Origin of the sequence: Mastigocladopsis repens PCC 10914 (genome assembly GCF_000315565.1) — a bacterium.
GTDB lineage: Bacteria > Cyanobacteriota > Cyanobacteriia > Cyanobacteriales > Nostocaceae > Mastigocladopsis > Mastigocladopsis repens.
Genome location: NZ_JH992900.1, coordinates 274,601 through 297,055, shown reverse-complemented (window position 1 = coordinate 297,055; position 22,455 = coordinate 274,601). Strand labels below are relative to the sequence as shown.

20 protein-coding genes and 1 pseudogene are annotated in these 22,455 nt (G+C 44.1%); 3 read left to right on the top strand and 18 right to left on the bottom strand.

From position 1 onward, the window contains the following. Window positions 1-30 precede the first annotated feature (30 nt). The 13 genes from MAS10914_RS0101615 to MAS10914_RS33805 form a co-directional block, all read right to left on the bottom strand. A complete protein-coding gene (locus MAS10914_RS0101615; protein ID WP_017314160.1) occupies window positions 31-966 on the bottom strand; it encodes a DUF5895 domain-containing protein in 936 nt (311 codons plus the stop codon). A gap of 171 nt (window positions 967-1,137) precedes the next feature. Then, complete coding sequence (locus tag MAS10914_RS0101610) at window positions 1,138-1,908, bottom strand: ZIP family transporter (protein ID WP_017314159.1); 771 nt, start codon at window positions 1,906-1,908, stop codon at window positions 1,138-1,140. 297 nt (window positions 1,909-2,205) lie between these two features. Then, a complete protein-coding gene (locus MAS10914_RS0101605) occupies window positions 2,206-3,330 on the bottom strand; it encodes a mechanosensitive ion channel family protein (protein WP_017314158.1) in 1,125 nt (374 codons plus the stop codon). Window positions 3,331-3,339: 9 nt separating this feature from the next. Next, window positions 3,340-4,482, bottom strand: a complete 1,143-nt coding sequence (locus MAS10914_RS0101600) for a mechanosensitive ion channel family protein (RefSeq protein WP_017314157.1) — start codon at window positions 4,480-4,482, stop codon at window positions 3,340-3,342. A gap of 197 nt (window positions 4,483-4,679) precedes the next feature. Beyond that, entirely contained in the window at window positions 4,680-5,000 is a 321-nt protein-coding gene (locus tag MAS10914_RS0101595; protein ID WP_017314156.1) for a hypothetical protein, read from the bottom strand. 68 nt (window positions 5,001-5,068) lie between these two features. Further along, the gene (locus tag MAS10914_RS0101590; RefSeq protein WP_017314155.1) at window positions 5,069-5,413 is read right to left on the bottom strand and encodes a hypothetical protein; all 345 of its coding nucleotides are present in this window, start codon (window positions 5,411-5,413) and stop codon (window positions 5,069-5,071) included. Between the two features lie 420 nt (window positions 5,414-5,833). Beyond that, on the bottom strand, window positions 5,834-6,796 hold the full coding sequence (locus tag MAS10914_RS0101585) for a TIGR03885 family FMN-dependent LLM class oxidoreductase (RefSeq protein WP_017314154.1): 963 nt from the start codon (window positions 6,794-6,796) through the stop codon (window positions 5,834-5,836). 43 nt (window positions 6,797-6,839) lie between these two features. Next, the gene (locus MAS10914_RS0101580) at window positions 6,840-8,465 is read right to left on the bottom strand and encodes an alpha-amylase family protein (protein WP_017314153.1); all 1,626 of its coding nucleotides are present in this window, start codon (window positions 8,463-8,465) and stop codon (window positions 6,840-6,842) included. Between the two features lie 12 nt (window positions 8,466-8,477). Next, window positions 8,478-8,858 (bottom strand): sensory rhodopsin transducer, encoded by a 381-nt coding sequence (locus MAS10914_RS0101575; RefSeq protein WP_017314152.1) that lies wholly within the window; start codon window positions 8,856-8,858, stop codon window positions 8,478-8,480. Between the two features lie 42 nt (window positions 8,859-8,900). After that, window positions 8,901-9,761, bottom strand: a complete 861-nt coding sequence (locus MAS10914_RS0101570) for an HAD family hydrolase (RefSeq protein ID WP_017314151.1) — start codon at window positions 9,759-9,761, stop codon at window positions 8,901-8,903. 20 nt (window positions 9,762-9,781) lie between these two features. Then, window positions 9,782-12,190: a glycoside hydrolase family 15 protein gene (locus tag MAS10914_RS0101565; protein WP_017314150.1), complete on the bottom strand. Its 2,409-nt coding sequence runs from the start codon at window positions 12,188-12,190 to the stop codon at window positions 9,782-9,784. 122 nt (window positions 12,191-12,312) lie between these two features. After that, a complete protein-coding gene (locus MAS10914_RS0101560) occupies window positions 12,313-13,722 on the bottom strand; it encodes an Nramp family divalent metal transporter (RefSeq protein ID WP_017314149.1) in 1,410 nt (469 codons plus the stop codon). 110 nt (window positions 13,723-13,832) lie between these two features. Then, window positions 13,833-13,994 carry a hypothetical protein gene (locus tag MAS10914_RS33805; protein WP_017314148.1) on the bottom strand — a complete coding sequence of 54 codons (162 nt, stop codon included), beginning with the start codon at window positions 13,992-13,994 and terminating at the stop codon, window positions 13,833-13,835. 753 nt (window positions 13,995-14,747) lie between these two features. On the opposite strand from MAS10914_RS33805, the gene MAS10914_RS32440 reads away from it, so the two are divergent. Beyond that, window positions 14,748-15,469 (top strand): IS1 family transposase gene (locus MAS10914_RS32440; RefSeq protein ID WP_156818064.1). Its coding sequence is split into 2 segments (ribosomal slippage): window positions 14,748-15,069 and window positions 15,069-15,469, totalling 723 coding nucleotides; the frame shifts between segments, so codons are not numbered across the junction. Window positions 15,470-16,261: 792 nt separating this feature from the next. Here the strand turns inward: MAS10914_RS32440 and MAS10914_RS0101545 are convergent. Beyond that, window positions 16,262-17,296 carry a DUF389 domain-containing protein gene (locus tag MAS10914_RS0101545; RefSeq protein ID WP_017314147.1) on the bottom strand — a complete coding sequence of 345 codons (1,035 nt, stop codon included), beginning with the start codon at window positions 17,294-17,296 and terminating at the stop codon, window positions 16,262-16,264. A 313-nt stretch (window positions 17,297-17,609) separates the two neighbouring features. Between MAS10914_RS0101545 and MAS10914_RS0101540 the strand changes: the two genes are divergently transcribed. Together MAS10914_RS0101540 and MAS10914_RS0101535 are read left to right on the top strand one after the other, a co-directional pair. Then, window positions 17,610-18,545: a mechanosensitive ion channel family protein gene (locus MAS10914_RS0101540; RefSeq protein ID WP_017314146.1), complete on the top strand. Its 936-nt coding sequence runs from the start codon at window positions 17,610-17,612 to the stop codon at window positions 18,543-18,545. A gap of 75 nt (window positions 18,546-18,620) precedes the next feature. Beyond that, window positions 18,621-20,333, top strand: coding sequence for a mechanosensitive ion channel family protein (locus tag MAS10914_RS0101535; RefSeq protein ID WP_017314145.1), 1,713 nt, complete (start codon window positions 18,621-18,623; stop codon window positions 20,331-20,333). 180 nt (window positions 20,334-20,513) lie between these two features. On the opposite strand, the gene MAS10914_RS34815 is transcribed toward MAS10914_RS0101535, so the two are convergent. From MAS10914_RS34815 to MAS10914_RS0101515, 4 genes and pseudogenes are all read right to left on the bottom strand, one after another. Further along, a complete protein-coding gene (locus MAS10914_RS34815; RefSeq protein ID WP_017314144.1) occupies window positions 20,514-20,672 on the bottom strand; it encodes a hypothetical protein in 159 nt (52 codons plus the stop codon). 79 nt (window positions 20,673-20,751) lie between these two features. Continuing rightward, window positions 20,752-21,210: pseudogene (locus MAS10914_RS29305) on the bottom strand (CAP domain-containing protein); the annotation flags it as partial. Continuing rightward, a complete protein-coding gene (locus MAS10914_RS0101520) occupies window positions 21,189-21,482 on the bottom strand; it encodes a hypothetical protein (RefSeq protein WP_017314142.1) in 294 nt (97 codons plus the stop codon). The pseudogene MAS10914_RS29305 and the gene MAS10914_RS0101520, both read right to left, overlap by 22 nt. Before the next feature lie 145 nt (window positions 21,483-21,627). Next, a complete protein-coding gene (locus tag MAS10914_RS0101515) occupies window positions 21,628-22,266 on the bottom strand; it encodes a hypothetical protein (RefSeq protein ID WP_017314141.1) in 639 nt (212 codons plus the stop codon). Window positions 22,267-22,455: the final 189 nt, after the last annotated feature.

Genomic DNA, 22,455 nt, shown 5'->3' with positions numbered 1-22,455 from the left:
TGACACACGAGCACCTTTAAGAATTAGAGCTTAATAAGGCGGTTCCTCGATTGTTGAGGGAGGTAATGCAGGTATATCGGTAGTATTTACACCTGCTAGCTGGTGATGTGTAGCGACGACGGCGGAGGTTTTACCAATGCGGTGGCTAAATTCAGGATTAGCCTGCATGATTGTTTGGAATTCAACTTCTTTGTCTTCGCAAAAGAATTCGAGGAAATTGCTACCATCAGGGTTGGGAGATTTGTAGCAGTCGTTGACTCCTACCCAGGATTTGTCGCGTTGGTTGGTTGCTTCTTTGGGTTCGTGTGATGGTATGAAGGTGGGTTGAAAGATACCAAGGCGGTGGAATTCTTGGGATTTCTCAGCAACGGGTATGCCTGCAAACCTGGCGAACGCTACCTCCAGATCGCGTTGGAATTGTTTGTAAGCTTCACCAAATCTAGAAGAGGCTACTCCCTTGATTGATAAGGCGATTGGTTTGTTGTGGAGATTTTTATTGTTTTCATCTACTAGGTTAATGAGGTAGAACCGTCGCAGTACTACTTTTTCTTTCCCTAAAGCTTGGTACATATCATACCCGTCGCCGTACTCGTAGATACCGATAATCGCACCATTGTCCCTTTGTTCGATATACCGGGGTGATACATCGAGGATGTGCATACGGGGTGATTGCAGGAGAATTCCCATTTCTGGAGTACCGCTGGAGAAGGTGTGCTTGTGGGTGGGTTCGCCTCCTTGCCAATCGATGCCTCCTAAGTATTTGTCTTTGACGAACAAACCAACCTTTTCTGCCTCCATATGATTGATTATCTGACAGATGCAAATATTGCTCATGGGAGCGTTATATTCAGGGTTGGCAAATTTTGATACTAACGTCTTTCTCTGTTCGAGATTATCTGGAATTACAGTTTGTGGTTGTTCTTTTTGTTCTTCTTTTGTGTCTGGTTTGATTGGAGTTTTAGCCATAATTATGGTTATTGAACTAGTTCAAATAACCTGTGCATTTGCATATGTTGTGGTAAAAAACTAAAGTCGCCTGTCCGGTTTCTATTGGTTTGTGATCGCGTTCTTCCCTGACCAAATCTGACTTTCATTATTTAGCCTCGATTTTTCTTTTTTCAGAGTGATACAAGAGGGTTAAAGAGCCAGCAGCAGGCTTGCATAGCCTCCAGCACCTAGAGCAAAAGCCCAAAAGCAGCTTTCTCGTTCTTCTGGTAGTTCTTCTTTAAGAACGTTGAGGACAATGCCTCCGGCTAAAAAGGCAAAGAGAAGCGCAACTGCTGGGCTATCGATTGCCGTTGCGCTACCTACAACCCAACCGACAATAATTGCTGCGGCTAACACCCAGCGTCCTATGTGGTCATAAATTGCTTTATGGTTCTCGCGCAAACCGTTATCGTTGACTACGAAATGCAACGCCATTGCGAAGAAAAAGAGAAACAAACTCTGGATACCCTGTTCCTCCCGGTGGAGCAGCAAGTAACCAATCAGGGCATTATAAATAGCAAAAGAAGCGATGTGTATCCAGAAAACACCTGAAGAGGTCACATCTGGCTTACCTGCCTTTTGGTTGCGCTGACGCGACTCTCTGGCAACTCGCTCCAGTCCATAAAATACCACCATACCTAAGAGTGCGACTAGATAGACGTGATGCTCCAAGAAGGCAAGCCCAATCTCCTGGCTGCTTTCAATGGTTTCCTGTGCTTCACTCAATTCTGGCAAAATGTGGATAAACACATAGGCAACAGATACGCCACTACCAAAAGAGAGCCACCGACTGCGCGGGGTAGCTCTGAGAAAGCGCAGTTTACCGGAAAACATATGTATAATGGCTAAACAGATAGCGCATAATGCAGATAATAGGAAAATATTAGAGTTAAGTACTGATTGCTCTGCAACTGCAAACATAATTTCTGCTACCTTGGTTAAAAGATGTAATAACTATCTAGTTAAGGCTGCCCTACAAGTGGTGATATGCCGCTACATTTTTCCTGGACAAAGCCGGGCAACCTTTACCCTTGAGTTGGTGTTGAAAGTTGATTTATTAGGGCGGTCAAACCGCCCAATCCGGACAAATCCGGACACAAAACTAATTAATTGGGTGGGCGGTTTGACCAAGGTTGCCCAGCTTTGTCTAAGATTCACCCCATCCCTTTGGTCAAGTATTTGTAGCAGCGAGCAAAACCACCTACATTAATTGTCGCTTCAGATCGTGACAGGTGATTCTACGTAGATAGTCGGTTCTTGCATTCTAAATTCAATTCCATAATTGTGAAGATGCTTAGAAATTTTCTCGTTTGCTAACTCCAATAACCGCTTTCTTAGTTGAATTGAATTTTCACTCGAACCTAATATAAAAAATGTCACTCTAGCATGGGTTGTTTGATTTTCAGAGTCGTCTGTCAAAGTAATATTGGTACTGCCTGGGTCAATTCCAAATAATGAATTAGTACTATTAGCAATGACTTGTTGCACCAGTGCTTGCTCTCGCTCTTCCAGAAATTTCAAGAAGTCGATGTACAGCAATACCATCACCTTCTTGCCTCTAGTAATATTTTCAATTTCTAAATTTGCCAATATGGAATTTGGCACAATAAAAAGTGTACTTTTTGCCGCTGTACGAATCTTGGTAGAGCGTAAACCAATGGACTCGACTCGACCAAATAAACCTTCTGGAATTTGTTGAGAACGTTGTAAACGAATATATTCTCCAGGAACAAAGGGGCGATCTAAATACAACACGATAGTTCCCAATAATTGCTCTAAAGTCTTTTGAGCAGCAAAAGCAACCGCCACACCCGCAATTCCTAAACCCGTTACTAAACCAATTAAATCAAATCGGTTCTTGGCAAAAGCTAGCACAGCAAAAAAGCCAATAATCACATTTGCTAAAGTCTCAAATACTAGTAGTAGTTCATCAACTTCCCGACCAAACTTGCGGAGTAAATCTATTCCATAAACAAGGAGAAATTCACGAAATAAACGCGAGACTAGCCAGGCTATACTAATAATAACTGCCAAATCAATAAAAGGATTAATAAAGTTATAGACTGGTTGATACTCCTTAATCCAATTTAAAGATAAAGAAATTAAGATTAAGGTACCAGCAAGTTTAAATAAGTTTCTAATTGGGTAGATTAATTTTTCATAAACTGTAGTCAGTTGCTGTGGAAAAAATTGCCTGAGAAGCAACCTAACAAGCAAAGGTGTATATCTTCCTACTAGGAAAGACAACAGTATAAATAGTAGAAATATTCCAAAGTTAATTAATATAGGTTTAGCTACTTCTTCAAAGTCTATAAGATTTTGAAGAATTTCTGAAAAATTCATAAATGAGTTTTAAATTGTAATAGGAGAATCAACATAGATAGTTGGCTCGTCAATATCAAAGGCGATACCATATTCCTTTAAACGCTGGGTAATACTTTGATTAGCAAGGTCAAGGAGTTGACGTCGCAGTCCCATTGAAACTTCACCAGAACCTAAAATAAAGAAGGTAATTTGTGCTTGCGTTCGCTCTGCTGTTTGTACCTTAGAAGACTGCCCTACTTGCTCTGGCAAATCTCTAAAAATAACATCGGTACTGCGCGTATCAATTCCAAAAATATCGACGGTACTTTCAAGGATAACCTGGCGAATCAAAGCTCGTTCTTCATTCTGAACGGCGCGATAGAAGTTTAAATAAGTAATTGCCATCACCTTCTTAGCGCCAGTAAAGTTTTCAATGTTAACCTGGGTGAGTGAGCTGTTAGGGACAATTATTAGTGTGCCCTTACCAGAGGTGCGAATTTTGGTAGAGCGTAAGCCAATTGATTCAACTCGACCAAAAGTTCCATCTGGTAAGCCAATATAGTCATCAATGACAAAGGGACGGTCAAGATAAATAACGACACCACCTAATACTTGTTCCAATATCTTCTGGGCAGCAAAGGCTATTGCTAGACCACCAATCCCTAAACTCGCTACCAGTCCAAAAATATTGATTTGATGAGTTTCGGCAAAGATAATAGTTGCGACAACTACAATTATTATATTTGCAAGTAACTTAGTAAGAAGTAGTAATTCACTGTTAACTTTCCGCCCACTTTTGATAGCTGCATCTAATAGATAGAAATCAAAAAACTGCTTGAAAATTTGAGAAGCTAACCAACTGCCAGTAATAGTTAAAGCTAATCCGATGGGAATTTCTATCAGCCTAGACCAATCAGATTCTGGTAGTAAAATTGCGAATATATCAGCAAGTAAAAGACAAAATGCAACGCCCAGCCAGTTTTCATAAGGCTTCACAACTTTTTGATAAGCAACTCTTTCTTTCAAAGAAATGAAACGAGTTATTAGTGATTGTGCAAAACTCATACTACGTAAACCCAGTATAGGGAGAAACAAGCCACCACTGATGAAAGCCAATAACCAAGTCAATCCTAGAGCGCCGATATGTAATCTCCCATCGCTATTCAAAACTTCAAACAAGGAATCTAGCACTAGTAAACTCCATTTTTTTGCTGATATATACTATTACATTTTGCTCGAATAAATCTAAACTGCATTCCTTATGCTTCAATGAGGGACAGCGCTTAATATTTGCTTATACTCTAAAGTTAAAGCATAGGTGCGGATCTCCCGCCGTAAGCGCATACGGGCACGCTACGCAAACGGGCGATGGCGCAAAGCGAATCGCGTCACTTCGATTTTCTAAAAGAGGCGATTGAATAGGACGAGCCGTTGCCATACCAGCATTCATTGAGCTGATTGGGAGATTGTGCTCGCACAAGCAGTTGTTGAGTCATAGCATTAGGTGGGTATGTCTGAGGAGCCAAGACTTTATGGTTGTAGGGTTCTTCATACAAAAAGCCAAAGCAGGGATTGAGCGCGGAGCCAGAACTTGCCAATACAGCCAAAAGAGTGGCTAAAAAAACAATCACTAGCCTCACCCAAAATGTCACCCAAATTGTTTCCACGAGCTCAATACTTTTTTGGCTCAGGTGAGTGAGTTTATTCATAAACACTGCTCCGTAAAACTTTACGGTTATAGGTAGGGCACAAGAAGAAACAAGATAAAGTCAGACCTTCAAAGATGCCCTAAGATCAAGTAGATTCCGACTGCCCTGCCCATTTCTCCTATGCGCTTACAAGTAGATTCAAATAGGGAACTCAGTTCTTTCTCGCCCATCAAATCAACGCTGTTATTAAACACGACAGCAATATGAAGTATAGGTTCAGCGGCTATTTTGTTGTAGTTGTCAAGATTCAAAACCTTTGCACCTTTAAGCTTTGTATAGCGCTTATTCATTTCATCTTCTAGTAGAGATAGAGCCGAGAGCGCTGAAGCGACATCTTGGAAATTTGAACGCCACAACCAAGGTGCATTTTTCCCAAATTTTGGAAGAGAATTGTTCTGGATGATTTTTACCATTTAAGCATTTATCCTCAAGTTGAAACCATCAATATCAAATCAGTTTCTACAAAGCTCATATCGCTATTTGAAGTGAGAAAAAATTGTTCTACACCTAAAGAGGCAAGTCTTCCTTGGCAGTTTTTTAGTTATGCAGCTACACCAAAATATTGAAAATTTTTGATTGGAAAACCTTTTCAAATTGCGGATTTTTTAGCTTTTCTTATGTATATATTACTTCAATCATAAAACCTTAACCAGGGTTATAAGTTAGACTTGAGACTTGCAAATTTCTATCTTTGGATAGAATTATATAAATGCTGTATTCTGCAACGGATTGGTTGAAACAGCAGCCTCACCAACACCTGCTGCCAACCAATCAACGACAGTAGGCATGGAGTTTTATCAGAGTGCTCTAGGACAATAGCTCAGGTACCTGCTTTATGTCAGCACTGGCAACACCTTTTCGCCAAATACCTCAATGAACTGCTGCTGCTCTCGGTTAACGTTATGCAGAATGAGTTCATCAAACCCCAATTCAATATCCTTTTGCAACCACTCGATATGCTGCTCTTGGTCTGGCGAGATGCGGACGTGTTTGTATAGTTCATTTGGTTGTACAAACATTCCAGCAGCATCAAACTGCTGAGGAGTTCGCAATTGGGTCATTACGATGTTCTTAAAGATGTTATTGCGCCACTGCTCATGGGCTTTTTGTCGCGCTGTCTCCTCGTCACGGTCATAAGAAAGCTGCACTTTCAAAATCATGGGTTTGCCTTCTCCACCGCCCCGGCGAAAGGCATCAACTACTTCCTTAAGTTTTTCGGGTGGACGAGAAATCGTAATCAGTCCATCTGCCCAGCTACCAAGCCATTCTGCGGTTTCGGGTGTAATGGCTGCACCAATAATTGGGGGTGGCACTTGAGGACGGGTGTATAGCTTCGCCTCTTCAATGCACACCTGACCGTGATGCGTGACTGTCTCTCCTGCCCAAAGAGCACGGATGACATCGACACATTCCTTAAGGCGGGCGTTGCGATCGCTCTTACAGAGCCATTTCTCCCCGGTGATCTGTTCGTTGAGCGCCTGACCGCTACCTACAGTTAACCAGAAGCGGTAGGGGAACATTTCTGCCAAGGTAGCCACAGCTTGAGCGATAATAGCGGGATGATACCGCTGACCAGGAGCACAGACAACGCGATAGGAAAGCGTCGGCGTGGCTTGCATCGCTGCACCCAGCCATGACCAGGCGAAGCCGCTTTGTCCTTGCTGTTCACTCCAGGGGTGGAAGTGGTCGGAAGATAAGGCATGGGTGAAGCCTGCTTGTTCTGCCATCTGGACGTACTTGAGCAGTTCGCTGGGCTTGAATTGTTCGTGGGAAGCGTGATAACCAATCTTTACCATGTGAATTTCTCCCATCATTGCATTTTGGTAGGGAAATGATTTACTAACGCATACGATTAACCCGAAACCAGCGATAGCCGTATGCTTCTAATGGAATAGAGCAACAATCGTCGTTGAGAGATTCATACTGGCGATCGCCAAACAAATCAAACAAATGCTTGTACTCTCTTGATTGCAACGTAGCGATACACGCCCTATCAGCAAAATTATGGAGGGCAATCACCGCCTTGCCTTCCCATTCGCAGCAGTGAGCAAAAACGCTCTTATTATCTGTGTCAAGAATATGGCACTTGCCCCAACCTAACTCCGGGCACTGCTTGCGGATACGGATCAGGCGTTCCATCCAGTTAATTAACGAGCTAGGATCGCGTTGTTGGGCAATAACATTAACTTGTTTATACCCGTACTCTCCTTCTTTGATGACAGGTCGAGCAAGGGCATCTGGTGGAGCGGTGGAGAAGCCACCATTCGGTTCATCTGACCATTGCATTACCGTACGGACGCTGTTTCGATCCTCAAGCGACAAGTCATCACCCATGCCAATTTCTTCGCCATAGCGTAGCAAAGGCGTACCTGGCAGGCTGAATAGCAAACTGTAGGTGAGCTCTATCCGACGGCGTTCCCCCCCCAACATTGGTGGTAGACGACGACGAATGCCATGCCCAAAGATTTGCATATTCTTATCGGGAGCAAACGCTTGGAAGATTTCTTGTTGTTCAGATTTACTAATGCGATCAAGCGTCAGTTCGTCATGGTGACGCACAAAGTTGAGCCACTGACAGATGTGGGGAATATCGGGTAATGTCTTGAGTCCGTCACGCAGTGCTGCCGATTCTTGACGCGCCAGAGCCAGAAACATATATTGGTTTAGCAGGAAGCTGAACAGCAAGTGCATTCTGTCGCCCTTGCCAAAGTAAACAGGGATTTGCTCCGGCTCCACATTTGCTTCTGCCAGCAGCACCGCATCAGCACGACGCGATGAAAGAAACTCTCGCATTTGTGCCAGGAAGCTTTGCAAGTCTGGACACTCTGGATCTTTGATTCCAATTGGGTTAATCAAAAATGGGGCAGCATCTATGCGAAAGCCAGACACGCCAAGTTGCAGCCAGAAGCCGATGATTTTACGAATTTCTTCCCGTACCGCAGAGTTAGCAATATTTAAGTCTGGCTGTTCTTTGTAGAAGTGATGCAGATAGTAAGACCCCGCCTGTTCATCGTACTCCCAAATGCTCTCCTCTGCATGGGGGAAGGCGAGCAGTTCTGGGTCAGATTTGGGCGGATTGTCTGACCAGACGTAGTAGTCGCGGTACTTAGAATTTTTGTCACGAGCCGCTTGGAACCAGGGATGCTGATTGGAGGTATGATTAACTACTAGGTCAATCAGCACCCGAATACCTCGTTCGCTGGCTTGATGCAAGAACTCTACGAAGTCTCCTAGCGTCCCCAGTTTTGGATCGATGTTGTAGTAGTCCATCACGTCATAGCCATTATCCCGATTGGGAGAGGTATAAAATGGCAACAGCCATAGACAGGTAATGCCTAGTCCAGACAGATGGTCTAGACACTTGGTCAGTCCTTGGAAATCACCTATCCCGTCGCCGTCTGAATCCATGAATGTTTCGACATCCAAAGAGTAGACAATTGCGTTTTTATACCACAAATTTTGCATAGTTCTGTATTTCTAATGACTGCTGGCGTAGGCAATGGTGCTGAGTAAAGCATTCTCAGACTGTCTGGAATCAAGTCTAGTATGTTGGACGACAATCGGCACATCTGATTCGATGACGCTGGCGTAGTCGGTATCGCGTGGAATAGGTTCTGGGTCAGTCAGGTCATTGAAGCGCAGGTGTTTGGTGCGTCTTGCAGGAACGGTGATGCGGTAGGGACCAATGGGTTCCCTGTCGCTAAAGTAAATTGTGATTTCCACATGGGCATCTTGGTCTGAAGTATTTAGTAGACAGGCAGTTTCATGGCTAGTAAACTGGGGTTCGGGTCCGTTGCTGTAAGCGGGGATGTAACCTTCAGCTATTGCCCACCTTGTTTGTCCAATTGGGTTATTCATAATCGAATCTCCTGAGTTCAAATTTGCGCTTGCAAAATTTCTCTATTCACCCACGCTCAATTGATGCAGAGAAATCTGTTTGCATATACTTTCTACCGCTAGCGTCAGAGATTGCATCAGTTCAGAATTTTCGCTATAGTCAGCAGGTGCCAGGTTGACTACTCGCTGGCTTTGGGTGATGCTTAACTCCCGCCCCCAATCCTGGGGCGTGCGGTCTTTGTAAACGCCGATCGCTACTCCCTGCTCTTGATTCAACAAGGAAAAGCAGGGAATGTCAGACGCTCCATCTCCAACATAAATCACCTGCGTCAGCGGGACGTGTAATTCCTCCTGTGGCACATCCCGATAAACAAACGTTTGAGCATCATCTTTATGATGCTCAATCCCTTTAGCCAGTTGGAACAGATAGGGGGTTTTCTCAGTGTGGGTAACAATCTTCTTGAGAAACTCAATTCCGCCGTCTTTGCCATAATGGAACTCGCAGCCCCACATAGCTTTAAAATTTGGAGCAATGCAGTTATGACGGGCAATTTCCACCATACCGCAGGTAATCAGGTAAAACTCAACTTCCACTTTTGGGTTGAGTTCACGGGCACGTTGCTGTAGGTGGTCGAACATTTCTGGCACACCATCAAAGGGAACTAACTGTTGACCGAACTTGGTGATATATTCCTGTGTAATCTTGTTATCTTGGCGCTGCGATTCCTCAATCAAAGCGTAAAATCGGGCAAGAATCTTGTCCCAACCGCTATCTATCAGTGGTTGAATACGTTGGGCGCGAAATTGAAGAGCGTCAATACCGCAGCTGTTGAGGAGACTATCGACAGTATCCGGCACAAGAGTATCGTCGAAGTCGAAAACTACGGCAATGCGGTTAGAAAGTGATTTAGTTGCGAGAGTCATAACAATAGCTTCAGTTACAGTTAACCAACAACGGCAATTTGATAGTTGCGGTTTTCCCAGTGGTTGGGAACAGTCCAGAAGAAGGTGAAGTGAATGGGGGATTGTTGGTTCGGGGCAATAGGGATATCCACAAACTCAATTTCAATCGCCGTTGCCGTTGAGTCCGTGTCATTGACCATTTGCCAGTCATCGGTTGACCAACGCAATTGGAAGGGAGCCAGTGCGAGAATTCGCAGCGTGTATCCCCGCTTCACTGTACGGATTTGACGGTTAAATTTCCAGATTTCTAGAAACTCAGTTGATTTGCGAGCATCCGTATCGCCCTGATATCGCTCTGCAACCTTTGGTATCCGTTCAAACACTTGCCCATCTCGCACCGACCGCAACAACATGATATACTCAGCGTGCGCCCATGCCAGAGGCATAGCTGAACCCGTAGGTCGTCCCAGGTATAGGTGAGCGTCGGGACGATCCGGCTCATCCCAGATTTGTTCTGGCAGCAGTCCGGTGTCAGAGGCAAAAGCTTCCATTGCCTGGATATAGGGCTGGACATCATGCTCTGCGGCTAGCTCATAGTGTCCCCGCTCCCCAGTTAACAGAGGCCACGCCCGTCCCTTGCCCCCATTGAGGAAAGGGCCACCATCTTCTCGTTGCCCATAGCCGTCATGGTTGTAACGATGCCAGCAAGGACCAAAGGGAGTGTCTACCTTTAGAACTGCATCCACAACCTTAAGAGAATCGACAATCACGGGGTCATCAGGCTGGCGAATACCATAACGTACTAGTTCCAGAAAGCCTGCATCAACAATTTCTTTTGCCGAAAATTGCCACTGACAGCCGGGAGGACGGTTGGTAATTGTTAGCGTTCCTTGGTTAGGGTCTTCATTTGGGTGGGGGTTATGAATATCCACCGGGTTGATGCGGATGTAATGCCGATTAATTCCAGGAACTAAGGTTCCCTCAGTTGTTACAGTCCACGCTTCTAAATGACTTTCGAGAAAATCGGCGTACTCTTCGATAAACTGAGCGGTAGACTCATCAGAGCGCTCACGGGCAAATGTTGCTGCACAGACCAGAGCTGCAATATTAGAGGCAAGAGTTGAAGGCGAGTAGCCACTAGCTTCCTCCCACCGCTCCTGTTGGGTGGCAGGATCGTGATTAATTAAGTATTTGGTTGCCCGCATCACCATTGGGTAGGGGTCAAATTGACGTAAGGCGTTGTGCTGATACAGTCGCCATGCTAGCAGGATGGGGAAGGCAACTTGGTCAAGCTGAATTCCCGTCCAGTAGGGTTCGCCGTCGATCCAGAAGTTTTGGGCAAAGCCGCCATCTTCCCGTTGGCTAGCAGCTAGATAAATCAATGCTTCTAGGGCGGTTGGGGTATGTCCGGCAGCCAGCAGTGCTGTAACGCTGTTCACCATGTCGCGGGGCCAAACCAGATGATAGCCCCCTTGCTGGCTATCGCCGTGAGCCTCACCCCAAGGGATAGACAGAGATGCAATCATAGCACCGGGATAGATTTTGTCTTCGTGTGCCAGTAGCACACTGAAGCTACTATGATACAAATTGCCACCATCACTAGAAATTTCCTCTAAGAGTAAGCGGTCTTCACAAGCACGTTTCCATTGGTTGATGTAACGCGATCGCTTTTGCTCAAAGGGAATATCCAACGACAGCAAAACGGTTGTCACTGCGTCGTGTTGCCGATTCCCAAATGCCAGTCCCAAGGTAAAATCCTGGCTATTGGATGGATCAATTTCGGCTGTGAGGGCAATGTTTCCCCCTTGGGCTTGGTGGAACTCCCAGTCCATCTGAAAGTTATCTGCCAAGTCCGTCCACCCGTCACTTTTACCAAGGTAGCCACAGGAGGTGCGAGTGAAAGGAACGGTTGCTGCCATTGCCAACCAATTACCATCTTGGTGAGCAGTTAAAATTTTTACTCCTGCAACGTCTACCACTTTAGCGCTGTCATTCCAGCCACCAATACCCAACTGCGGCGCACACAATACGTAGAGCCGGAGCATCGCCAACATTTGCGTATTACCCGTAAGGCGCGTGTGTTGCAGAATGCATGAATCTCGTGAGTCAGTAATGATTTCCTTGGTAATGGTGTAGCGTCCTTCGGGGTCGGAATTGGTAATGCGGTATCCCAGGACTTGTGGGGCGATGCGTTCAGTTTTGGTATGGAGATGGTGCTTTTCTTCGTGGAAAAAGCTTTCGCCATCGGTGATTAGGTACTGGAGATTCCTGATTTGGGGGCTATCGACGGTGGGGTAGTAAACTTCGTTGAGAATGCCGTTGGAGAGCGTGAACCAAATGCGACTGGAGATGGCATAGGCTGTTCCTACACCGTCTTTATTGCCTTGAGTCCAACGGGGTTCGAGTCCTGGTTGTCCAAAAGCTGTGCGTTGATTTTGCAGTTCTTTCATATTTTACTATTCAAGTAAAATAAAAAATGAAAATTGTTTTACTTAAGCAAAGTAGACGGAAACCCAAGCAAACAGCGAGAAGCCGCCCAGATAATGCAACATATGCTTATGCCAGTCAACTTTTATTTGCCAGTTCCCATAACTCCAAGCAACTGAAGCAAATAGATAATGGCAAACCCCGCGAAAAAGATACCCGCGATCGCCGTTGCACCAAACGTAAACTTTGACGGGCTCAATTCCTTGGGCAGCATCCTGTAGTTCAGATAGAGGGTTAGTCCGGTGACGATGGGGATGTGAGCAGCTTCAATTGCTCCTGCTGTTTGCAGCAAGCCCACAGGTTGACCGAAGAACAAGTAGACGGCAATTGGTAGAATGGCTAGCAAGACCACAATGTAGACACGCTGTAAAAACTTTTCATTCGTCCAGCGACCCCGTACGCCAAATCCTTGCAAAATAATCTGCGTACCATCAGCAAACATCCGCCCAAAACCATCTTCTACTGAAAGCGTGGTGCTACAGAAGGTAATAAAAACGATCGCCACCATAAACCAAAAGCCAAACGGTCCCCACAAATTCCCCAGCAGACTACCCAGTGTTTCCGCAACCTGATTTTCTTTTGGCACCAAGCCTTCTGGGCGGAGTAACTCCCCACCGAGAATCAGAAAAGACAGCGCCGCCAACAGCGCACCAACCACCGCTAAGGTGTTGGAGAAGGTCATTAGAGAAATCCAGCCACGCAGCTTTTTTCTTTGCTCCGAACTGAGTTGCTTAGGGTCGATCCCCTCTTGCCCCTTGATACCAGCAGCGCCGTATCCTTTAGCTTCCACCCAATAGGAGTACCACATCAACCCTGCTGCTCCTGCCAGCATAAAACCCAGCCAAGGCAGAATTTCCTGATATTGTACGTTATTAGGAATTTGAGGGACTATACCTGCTGCCAGTTGTCCAATATTGGGAAAAACAAAAATGGCAGCAGCCACCACTGCCAGTGTACGAGCGATTCCCACATAGGAGGAAATCTTTTCCACTACAGAGTATTGCCCTAAAAGGACGATCGCCGCCGTCACAAGGATGATAATCACCGTCCACATCTGGACAGTTCCTCCTGTCATTAAAATCAGTGCTGTGGCGGCTGCACCTGCTAGTCCCGCAACAGTAGAGATTGCTACAAACACCTGCGGCAGCAAAATCAGCCAAACTGCCCAGTTTTTCGGACCGGGAATTTGCTTGAAGCCTTCAAGTATCGTTGCGCCGGTGCAAACTGAAAAGCGACCCACCTCACGGTTAATAAACCATTTGAGGATCACAGCGGCAAGCAGCGCCCACAGCAGAGAATAGCCGTAGAGAGCCGCGATTCTAGGTGTAAACAGCAACTCTCCTGAACCCGCTGCCGAGAGCATCCACAAAAAACTTGGTCCCAACCACAGAAAGCGTTGCCAACCCTTTGGTGGCTGCGGTATCTGTTGATTGCTCCCCTCACTCTGCTTGTTAGATATCTCTACTGAAGAAGTGTGATTATTTTTATCGTTCATTTTTGTGCCATTTTTGCTTGCTTTTAGGACTAATTTCTAAAGTCCAAGGCATGAGCGATTCACTCAATGCAGCCACAGCAATGCATTGCCAATGGTTGCAACAATCATGTTTATCTAGAAGGTGCCACGCTTCTTGCTACAAGTAAATTGCTGTTTTCTGGAACTATACCCAGGCGATCGTTTTCTTCATATTCAGGTCCTTCACAGCCAGCAGCAAGTGCTAACATTGCTCCAAGAAAAAGCACAGAAATCAATTGTTTAGAAATAGCCATTGTTCTTATCTCCTTGTCATTCTTTGAATAAAATTTTTACCTTTCAGCTTTTATCAACAAAAGATAAAATTTAACCAATCAATTCTAAAAAAGTAGCTTGAGACAATTCCGTGACTACTCTGTTAACAAAACCTTCAAGTTTATTATGAATTAGAGATATTAGAGATCTCAATACTACTTGCTCCTATATTATTAAAAAAAAAGTAAATAAATGTGAATTTTATATCTCAAACAATTCTTTATTTTTTTATTGAGCCTGCAAAATATCTAGATAAAGAATTCAGAAAATATTAAGTGTTTCAACTTAATTGAAGCACTGAGGAACTGTATACAATTTAAAGATAAGCCTCAATAGTGGAAAACTCGTGGAGAATTCAAGCGTGTTTTCCAAAGTAATACTAAAGAGATAGTGCTACTAACTCAATTTGAATAGCTAAGGATGGCAGCAAGCCTTAAGTTGACCGCACTCCTATGCAACATATCTTGGTTCAGGTCATAATACTATTGAGGGCTAAATCAATCTATCCAGAGGAATAAGAATACGTTACTGAGCGTATCTGAGATTCTTCAGTCTTTAGTCTTCTTTACCAAGAAAGAACTTAGAACGAGCATTGCCAGAATTCAGCTTAGGAATTAAAAACTCTGTTGTTAAATATCAGCATGAGTTTTGTACAACCAGAGTGGAGAGTGTTAGTCAGAAGCCCCTAAATTTATTGGCGTTGCAGAATAGAAATATGAATTAGAGCGATCACTATGCAATGTCCAAGATGTGAATCAACTCACATTCGTAAGAATGGTTGGCAACGTGGTAAACAAAACTACATATGTGTTTCATGTGGTCGTCAGTTTATCGATAGTTACGAACCCAAAGGATACTCCGAAGATTTTAAACGTGAGTGTCTAGAAATGTATGTAAACGGCTCCGGTTTCCGTGCGATTGAAAGGGTTAAAAAAGTACATCATACAACTGTTATAAATTGGGTCAAAGAGGTTGGCAACACCTTAGTGGACGCACCGGAATCTCAGGAAATACCAGAAGTGACTGAAATTGATGAGCTTGAAACTTTTATCGGCTCAAAAAAAACAAAATTTGGTTATGGACAGCGGTGGACCATAAGGTTCCAGGAGTTATAGCTTGGGTTTTGGGCGACAGAAGCGCAGAAACATTTAAACGTTTATGGCAACGAATAAAGTGTTGGCATTCTTATTTTTATGTTACAGACGGTTATCCAGTTTATCCATGTTTTATTGATTCAGGTGATCACCTTGTAAGTAAAACATATATGACACGGGTCGAAGGTGAAAATAGCCGTTTTCGACATTACCTCGCTCGGCTTCACCGTAAAACTTTTTGTTACTCTAAGTCAGAAGAAATGCTTAAACTATCTATTCGATTGGTAATACATTATCTAAAATATGGTTCCGTGCCAGTGCGAGCGCTACGCGCCCGCAACCTTGAAGCGATTGCCCTTTAGGGCACTGCGCTCCGCGCAATCGCATGATTCATATTTTGATTCAGCAACGCCGCGGTGACTAACCAAGTCTAAATCAGTCCAGCCATAATAAAAACTCCCTATTGGCAATAAGCTTTTGTGTGTACATTATTGAAGGTAATAAAGAGTCAAGAGCCAAGAGCTAACTTTAATCACTCTAGACTTTTGACTCTCAAGAAGTGACCAATTGTTTTCTATTTCGAGTATCGACGATAAATGTGAATAGAAAGTGACAGCAACGAGGACATGGGGATATAGAGACATGAGGACACGGGGAATATCTCAACCTCTGCGCGTCAGATACGTATTATGCATGGTTTCCGCCGCGTTTTGTGCTACTTACTTTCACCGATATATGACACTCGGTAAATTACGCCGTTGGTATCGTCTGTAAACAATAGCAAACCATCGGGCACGCTGCGCGCTCGCGAAGCGTCCCGAAGGGAAGCGCTCAGTGTGCACTTTGCGCTTACGGGCACACTACGTGCCGAAAGTGCCTGTCCGCAGGACTGACGCCGCAGGCGTGCCCACGGTGAGGGACATAGGGCGATCACCCGCTTCTAGATCAAGCCTTTAAAATGAAAAATAAATCATGTACCTTGGGGCAGACAATAACTTAAAAATTTATAATTCTTAACATAAAGTGAATGACTTCAACACAAAAATATTTTTCATAATTAAAAGTAAACATCTTTTATAGAAGATTGGATTAAGAAACGCTTTACACAACCTACTATAGTTAAGAATGTCTGAGTGTCAACTGACTTCAAACATCTATTTCAATTTAAAATTATCCGGGGTTTTGCGCCTAACTTCCTCTATTTGACCAACTTCAAAAATCAAAGTGAACGGCTGACCCATTTCTTTTTTTAAAAATTCTTCTAAAAGCATCACTTGTCTTGGTGTGACAGGTTCCTTAGTGCGAACATTCAAACGGACTTCCGGCGGATTTGCTAGCCAATTCACATCACTATCTAGTAATATCACTCGTTGAAAGGTAATAGTTCGATTGAGTAAAGCTCTTTTTAGACTGGCTTCAAGCCTGGCTTGTCTAATCAACTGAAAAAAGCTCACGCTTAAAGGAATGACGAGTATTGCTGTAAAAGCTAGTGTCCAGCCAAGGACTTTACGCGCACGCTTCAATGGAGTGTAACCAGTGACCAAAAAAGTCAACATGCAAGAAAGAGTAATTCCCAGCAGATTGGTTAGATAAAGTAGGGTTGCACCGATACTAAGCGACCAATTTGTTTGTGATAAACCCAAACCCACAACACATATCGGTGGCATAAGAGCAACAGCAATGGCAGTACCAGCCAGAGAACCAGAAATTTTTGGCTTAACTTTAGCAAAACCACTAATTCCTCCAGCTGCCACTGCAATTCCTAAATCTAGTAAATTAGGTTTAGAACGGCTAATAATTTCGCTGCCAAATTCTGGAAGTCCTACAAAATAACCAACTAACAAAGCTAAAGTGATTGCCAAGGCTGTTCCTACTACAATTGCAGTCAAAGCTTTCCGGAAAAGGACAACATCGCCTTCTAAAGCTCCAAATGCTAACCCTCGAATTGGTAACATCAAAGGAGCAATTATCATAGCACCGATAATGACAGCGGCACTATTAGAAAGTAATCCTAAGGTGGCAATGACACAGGAGCCTAAAATCAACACGAGATAATTTATATCTATAGTTGATTCTTCTAAGAGTCCGCTTCGTATTTCCTCTATTTCATGCAGCGCGACTCTTTTGTTTTTTAAATTATTGAAACGATGGCGAATATTATTGATGTTTCGCAAAATACTATCCCTCATTCACGAAAAAGGCTGTAGACGAAAATTGAGGAATTATGTTGCAACCCCTCTATGGATTCCCTCAAAACTCTTGTTGTTTTCTGGGTATTTATTCATATTTTGAAACTTTCTCCATCTAGCCAGAGTTATAACATTAAAATGATTGATTTTTTTTGACAAGAGCCAAAGCAGATCATGCCATAACAAACTGGATAAAAGTTATGCTGCGTTAGAAAAATTTGTGTATTGCTGCAATATATGACTGACCTTAGGCAGAAATTATTTTTAAAATTTTCTATTAATATAAGCACCATCTCCCTAGGAAAAAGGTGTAATGAATTTTCAGGAATCAGTATCAGCAGTATGGGTAAAACTTCAGAAAATGCTTGATAGTTTCATCATCATGCTGCCTAATATTGTATTGGCATTGCTCGTCTTTGCGTTATTTTGGTTTGCAGCTAGGATAATTCGGTTTGCTGTCAGACGCCTAACTCGGAGGTACCGCCATGCACGTAATTTGGGGCTGATTCTCGGACGTTTGGCGCAGGGGGCTATCATCTTACTGGGTTTATTTATAGCTTTATCGATTGTCCTTCCAACATTCCAAGCAGGAGATTTAGTTCAACTCTTAGGTATCAGTGGTGTAGCAATTGGTTTTGCCTTCCGTGACATTTTGCAAAACTTTTTGGCTGGTATCCTGATTCTTTTAACTGAACCGTTCCAAATCGATGACCAAATTATCTTTAAAACCTTTGAGGGAACGGTAGAAAACATTCAGACACGTGCTACAACAATCAGAACATACGATGGTCGCCGCATCGTAATTCCCAATGCGGAACTATTTACAAATTCGGTCACTGTGAATACTGCCTTTGAGAACCGCCGCTTGGAGTATGATGTTGGCATTGGTTACGGTGACGACATTGAACAGGCGAAGGAGTTGATTCTCCAAGCAATGCATAGTGTAGATGTGGTCTTAAAAGACCCCGCTCCTGACGTGCTGGTGATGGAACTTGCTGAAAGTACAGTCAATATCCGCGCCCGGTGGTGGATTGCTCCCCCGCGACGGGCAGATAGTCTCGACTCACGGGATCAGGTTCTGACTGCTATCAAAAATAAGCTGACAGCCAACGGCATTGACTTGCCCTTCCCAACGACACAAATTTTGTTCCACGATCAGACAGAAGAAACAGATGGGGATCGCTCGCGTCAGCGTGAAGGATGGCCCGCAGGATCGGGTAAAGTGCCAAAACCAGTAAGAAACCAGTAAGAATCAGTGATGCTCTTGGGAAGCTTGCCGATATGCGAGCACAAAGAGACAATGCGAAAGCAGAAGGTAACGGTAATGCTCGCAAATTGGAATAAGAAGACTTGGTTTCCAAACTCCCGCGAGGTTTTTATGAGTCGCTTTCGTCGCTTTCGCATTATTATCATCATTTCTGCCATTGCTTTAATGATTGTATTGACATGGTTTTCAACTAGCCAAATGTCAGTACAAGCGCAAGGGCGACCGACATCTGTGATTACACTGGATGGTCGTCGGCTATTTGAAGTCAGTCAATCTGGGCAATTTAGCGCTGAAAATCGTGCGGCTGATGCCAAATTGATTTTAAAGGCGGCAGTCCGCTCAACTGAACCAGCAAAGGTGGAGATTGTAGAAAGTAATGAATTACCTGTGATTCAGGTAAATGGTCGTCACTTGCTAACGGTAACCCAACAAGACACTCCTCCTGGTAGAACAAAGCAGGAACAGGCTCAAATCTGGGTGCAACAAATCACTGAAGCTATTTCGCAAGGTCAAGAAGAACGAAGGTTAGGTTATCTGTGGAGGGCGATATTATTTGCAGTTTTATCCGTGTTGGGTGCAGTTGCTCTCCATCTAGTTTTGGGTCGGATTTGTCGTTCTTGGCTACGCAGATTAGTTCCAAGGGCTGCTAATGACCCCAATACGGGAGCGCAACCTAAGGGTATTGAATTATTTGTACAATTGACGCTTTCCTTAGTGCATGCCGGATTATGGTTAGGAACGGTTATTTACATTACAGACTTATTTCCGTTAACGCGGGAGTGGAGTCAGGGCATTGCTAATATTCTTTGGATGAGTCTGACATCACCAATCATTTCTCTAGGGGAAAAGTCTTATTCAGTCATCAATATCATTATCCTAATTGCCCTATTTTTTGGATTAGTGGCTGTTACAGGAGCAGTTACGAATTTATTGCGATCGCGCTTACTACGCATTACTAGTGTTAGCCGAGGTGTTCAAGAATCCATAGCCGTTATTATCAACTACAGTTTAATATTTATTGGTACAGTCGTTCTGCTGCAAATATGGGGCTTGGACATCAGTTCGCTGGCAATAGTAGCGAGTGTTTTGGGTGTAGCAATTGGGTTTGGCTTGCAGGGAATTGCCAAGGAATTGGTGAGCGGTTTAGTCATCACCTTTGAGCGCTCTATCGAAATCGGGGACTTTGTGCAAATTGGGGAGTTTATGGGAACGGTGGAGCGATTAACTGCCCGCAGCACTCATATCCGTACTTTAGATGACATAACGGTGATTGTGCCAAATTCTCGTTTATTAGATAAGGAGGTGGTGAATTGGAGCCATCGTAGCCCTGTGTCTCGGCTAGTATTACCCGTGCGTGTAGCTTATGGTTCAAGTTTAAGTATTGTGCGTTCTGCCCTGCTAGAGGCGGCAAAAGATAATCCTGATGTCTTAAAAAAACCAGCACCTAAAGTTTGGTTTAAAGCCTTTGGTGAAGATTCTTTAAATTTTCAGCTATTAGTTTGGATCTCGCAACCTCGCAAGCAGTTTCAAATCAAGAGCGACCTCTACTTTCAAATTGAAGAAATTCTGCGCCATCGTCATGTTCAGATTCCCTTTCCGCAACGCTCCCTCCATTTGCAGTCAGGAAATCTTCCTTTGGAACTTTCACCCACGTTAGAAAAGTCTTTGTCTCAACTTTCTGAAGTTTTGACCGCTTGGCTGAAAAATCAGTCGCAAAGTGATAACTTGAATGGTTCGACTAAATCATCGAAGAATCAAACTAAACAGTGATAGTCTTCATTGCGCCTCAGCCACTTTAATTGTATCCAAGCTGGCAATAACTCGCTGTGATAGGTCATCAGGCAAAGCCAGATAGCTCAATTCTTCAGCATATTTCTTGCCTTCATCAGATAACGGTCAGCGGATCACATTTTTCAGTGCTTCTGAAGCGGCAGGGTTATCATATTGCTCCTACAGCAGCACCCAAGTCAGACCAATAATCGGGTAAGCTTCCTGTGCAGGTGGATCTGGAATCAGGAGTACAAAATCTTGAGGAACATCAGCACCTTCAATCGCCCTAGCAGCCGAACCTGGCGCAGGTTCAATCACGATTAGTACATCAACTGACATAATACTTACACCTCTGTGATTTAATCTACAAACAAATTTTCCGCACTGCATGAAAGATGTGGTCAGGCGATCGCCCCCACTAAGGTCGTAAATACAACTGCGTAATGTAGTAGGTGTCGCCAGCTCGCCAAACTCCCACACCCGTTTGTGTGAAAACGGGACGCAGAATATTCTGCCGATATTCTGGACTTTTCAACCAACTCTCCACCGCTACATTTCCAGGTTGCGAAATATTCGTCGGACTTTTGAGGAGATTCTCACCCACAACCCAGAAGGAGACTCTCCCAACGCGTACTCGTTGATTAGGGGTACTGCCATCTGCCCCGGTATGGCTGAAGAAGTTTTTTTCAGCCATCTGCCAACTGTAGTTCCGGGCAAGCTGCGCTAGTCTTTCATTGTCTTGCAAAGGTCTCAGTCCATTTTGTTGACGCACTTGGTTGACGCGTTGCCGGACTGCTGCCTCAATTTCGGCGCTTTCGGAGGTTTGGGCAGGAACTGGGGGCGTAGGAGGTTTGTCTAATGGTATGTCAATTCTGGGCGTTGCAGCTCATTGAAGATATTGTCTATGAAAGCTGCAAATTCCTGCGGGTCATTTAATCCTGGTGCAGTAGGAGCAGGTGCTACAGGCGGTTTGGGTGTAGTAATAGGTTGTTGCTGTTGGGGATTTGAAAACGGAAACTTAGCTGGTGCATTTTGAGCCAAACTGGGTAGCCCAGACAGTGATAAAAACAGGATAAATCCAGTCAGCCCAACGAGTATGCGCCTAATGAACGGGTTTTTATAGAGTTTGCGAGTCTGCTGTTTTTTCATTGCTTGGCGTTCCACAGCTTTTGACCAAAATCTCAAGCAAATCTATGAAAAATATAAATGAATTTTACCAGGAATTCCGTCTAGGCAAGTGCATACATATCTGCTCAAAGGTAATTCGAGAGCAGATATATATGCAGATGCAGACTTAGTTCAAAAAGACTTGACCATCCCTTTGAATTCTCAACACACCCTGGTTATTATCGGGGGTAGTCTTCTCATCCAGCGAAACTGCCAACACCCCTGAATCAGATTTAGATAGGGGCATAACTTTGACCAGTCCGCCATCTTCACGCACCATCGTGATTGTCACAGGCGTTGGTAAGTCTTGCAGGACAATTTCTTCTCTACCTGGGAGAATTCGGGGCTGGGTATGTGCGATCGCCTGATAGGTAATGCGGGCGTTAGTGTTGTTTTTCAATCTTACATCTACCGTGCCTGCTGTTGGCATGACGGTAGCAATGGGGTCTTGTCGGCTTTCTGGGTAAGGTATTGGTTGGCGATTAACAGGTAAACCCTGAGGCTGAACCAAAATTCTTGGTTGTACAACAACTCCCCCTTGTCCACTCAGTCTGAAAGTTGCAGTATTTGGTGGGCAACCTTGCGGAACCAAAACTCGACTGTTATGTGGTTCTTCGTAGAAAATAGTAGGGCAGGGGTTAACTTTGGAAGTAGGCTGCTGGGCTATAACTGCTTGAGGAATTGCTGGGATACTGATGAGCAAACCCCCAAAAATTGTTCCTAATAGCCCAACTCTTTTTTGATATAAGTTATTGGGTGTACGCATTGATAGATGCCTCCTAAAAATGTTATGAGCAACCTTGATGAATTAATTCCTGAGTTACGGCTAATCACCCTCATTTGAGAATGACAAATACTCTTTGGTGTCTGAGATGCACGTCTCCGTATAAGCCTAGGCTTAGTCAAAAGTAGCGCAATAAAGTTACATCACTTTTATTGGCTTTTCTCGCAAAAA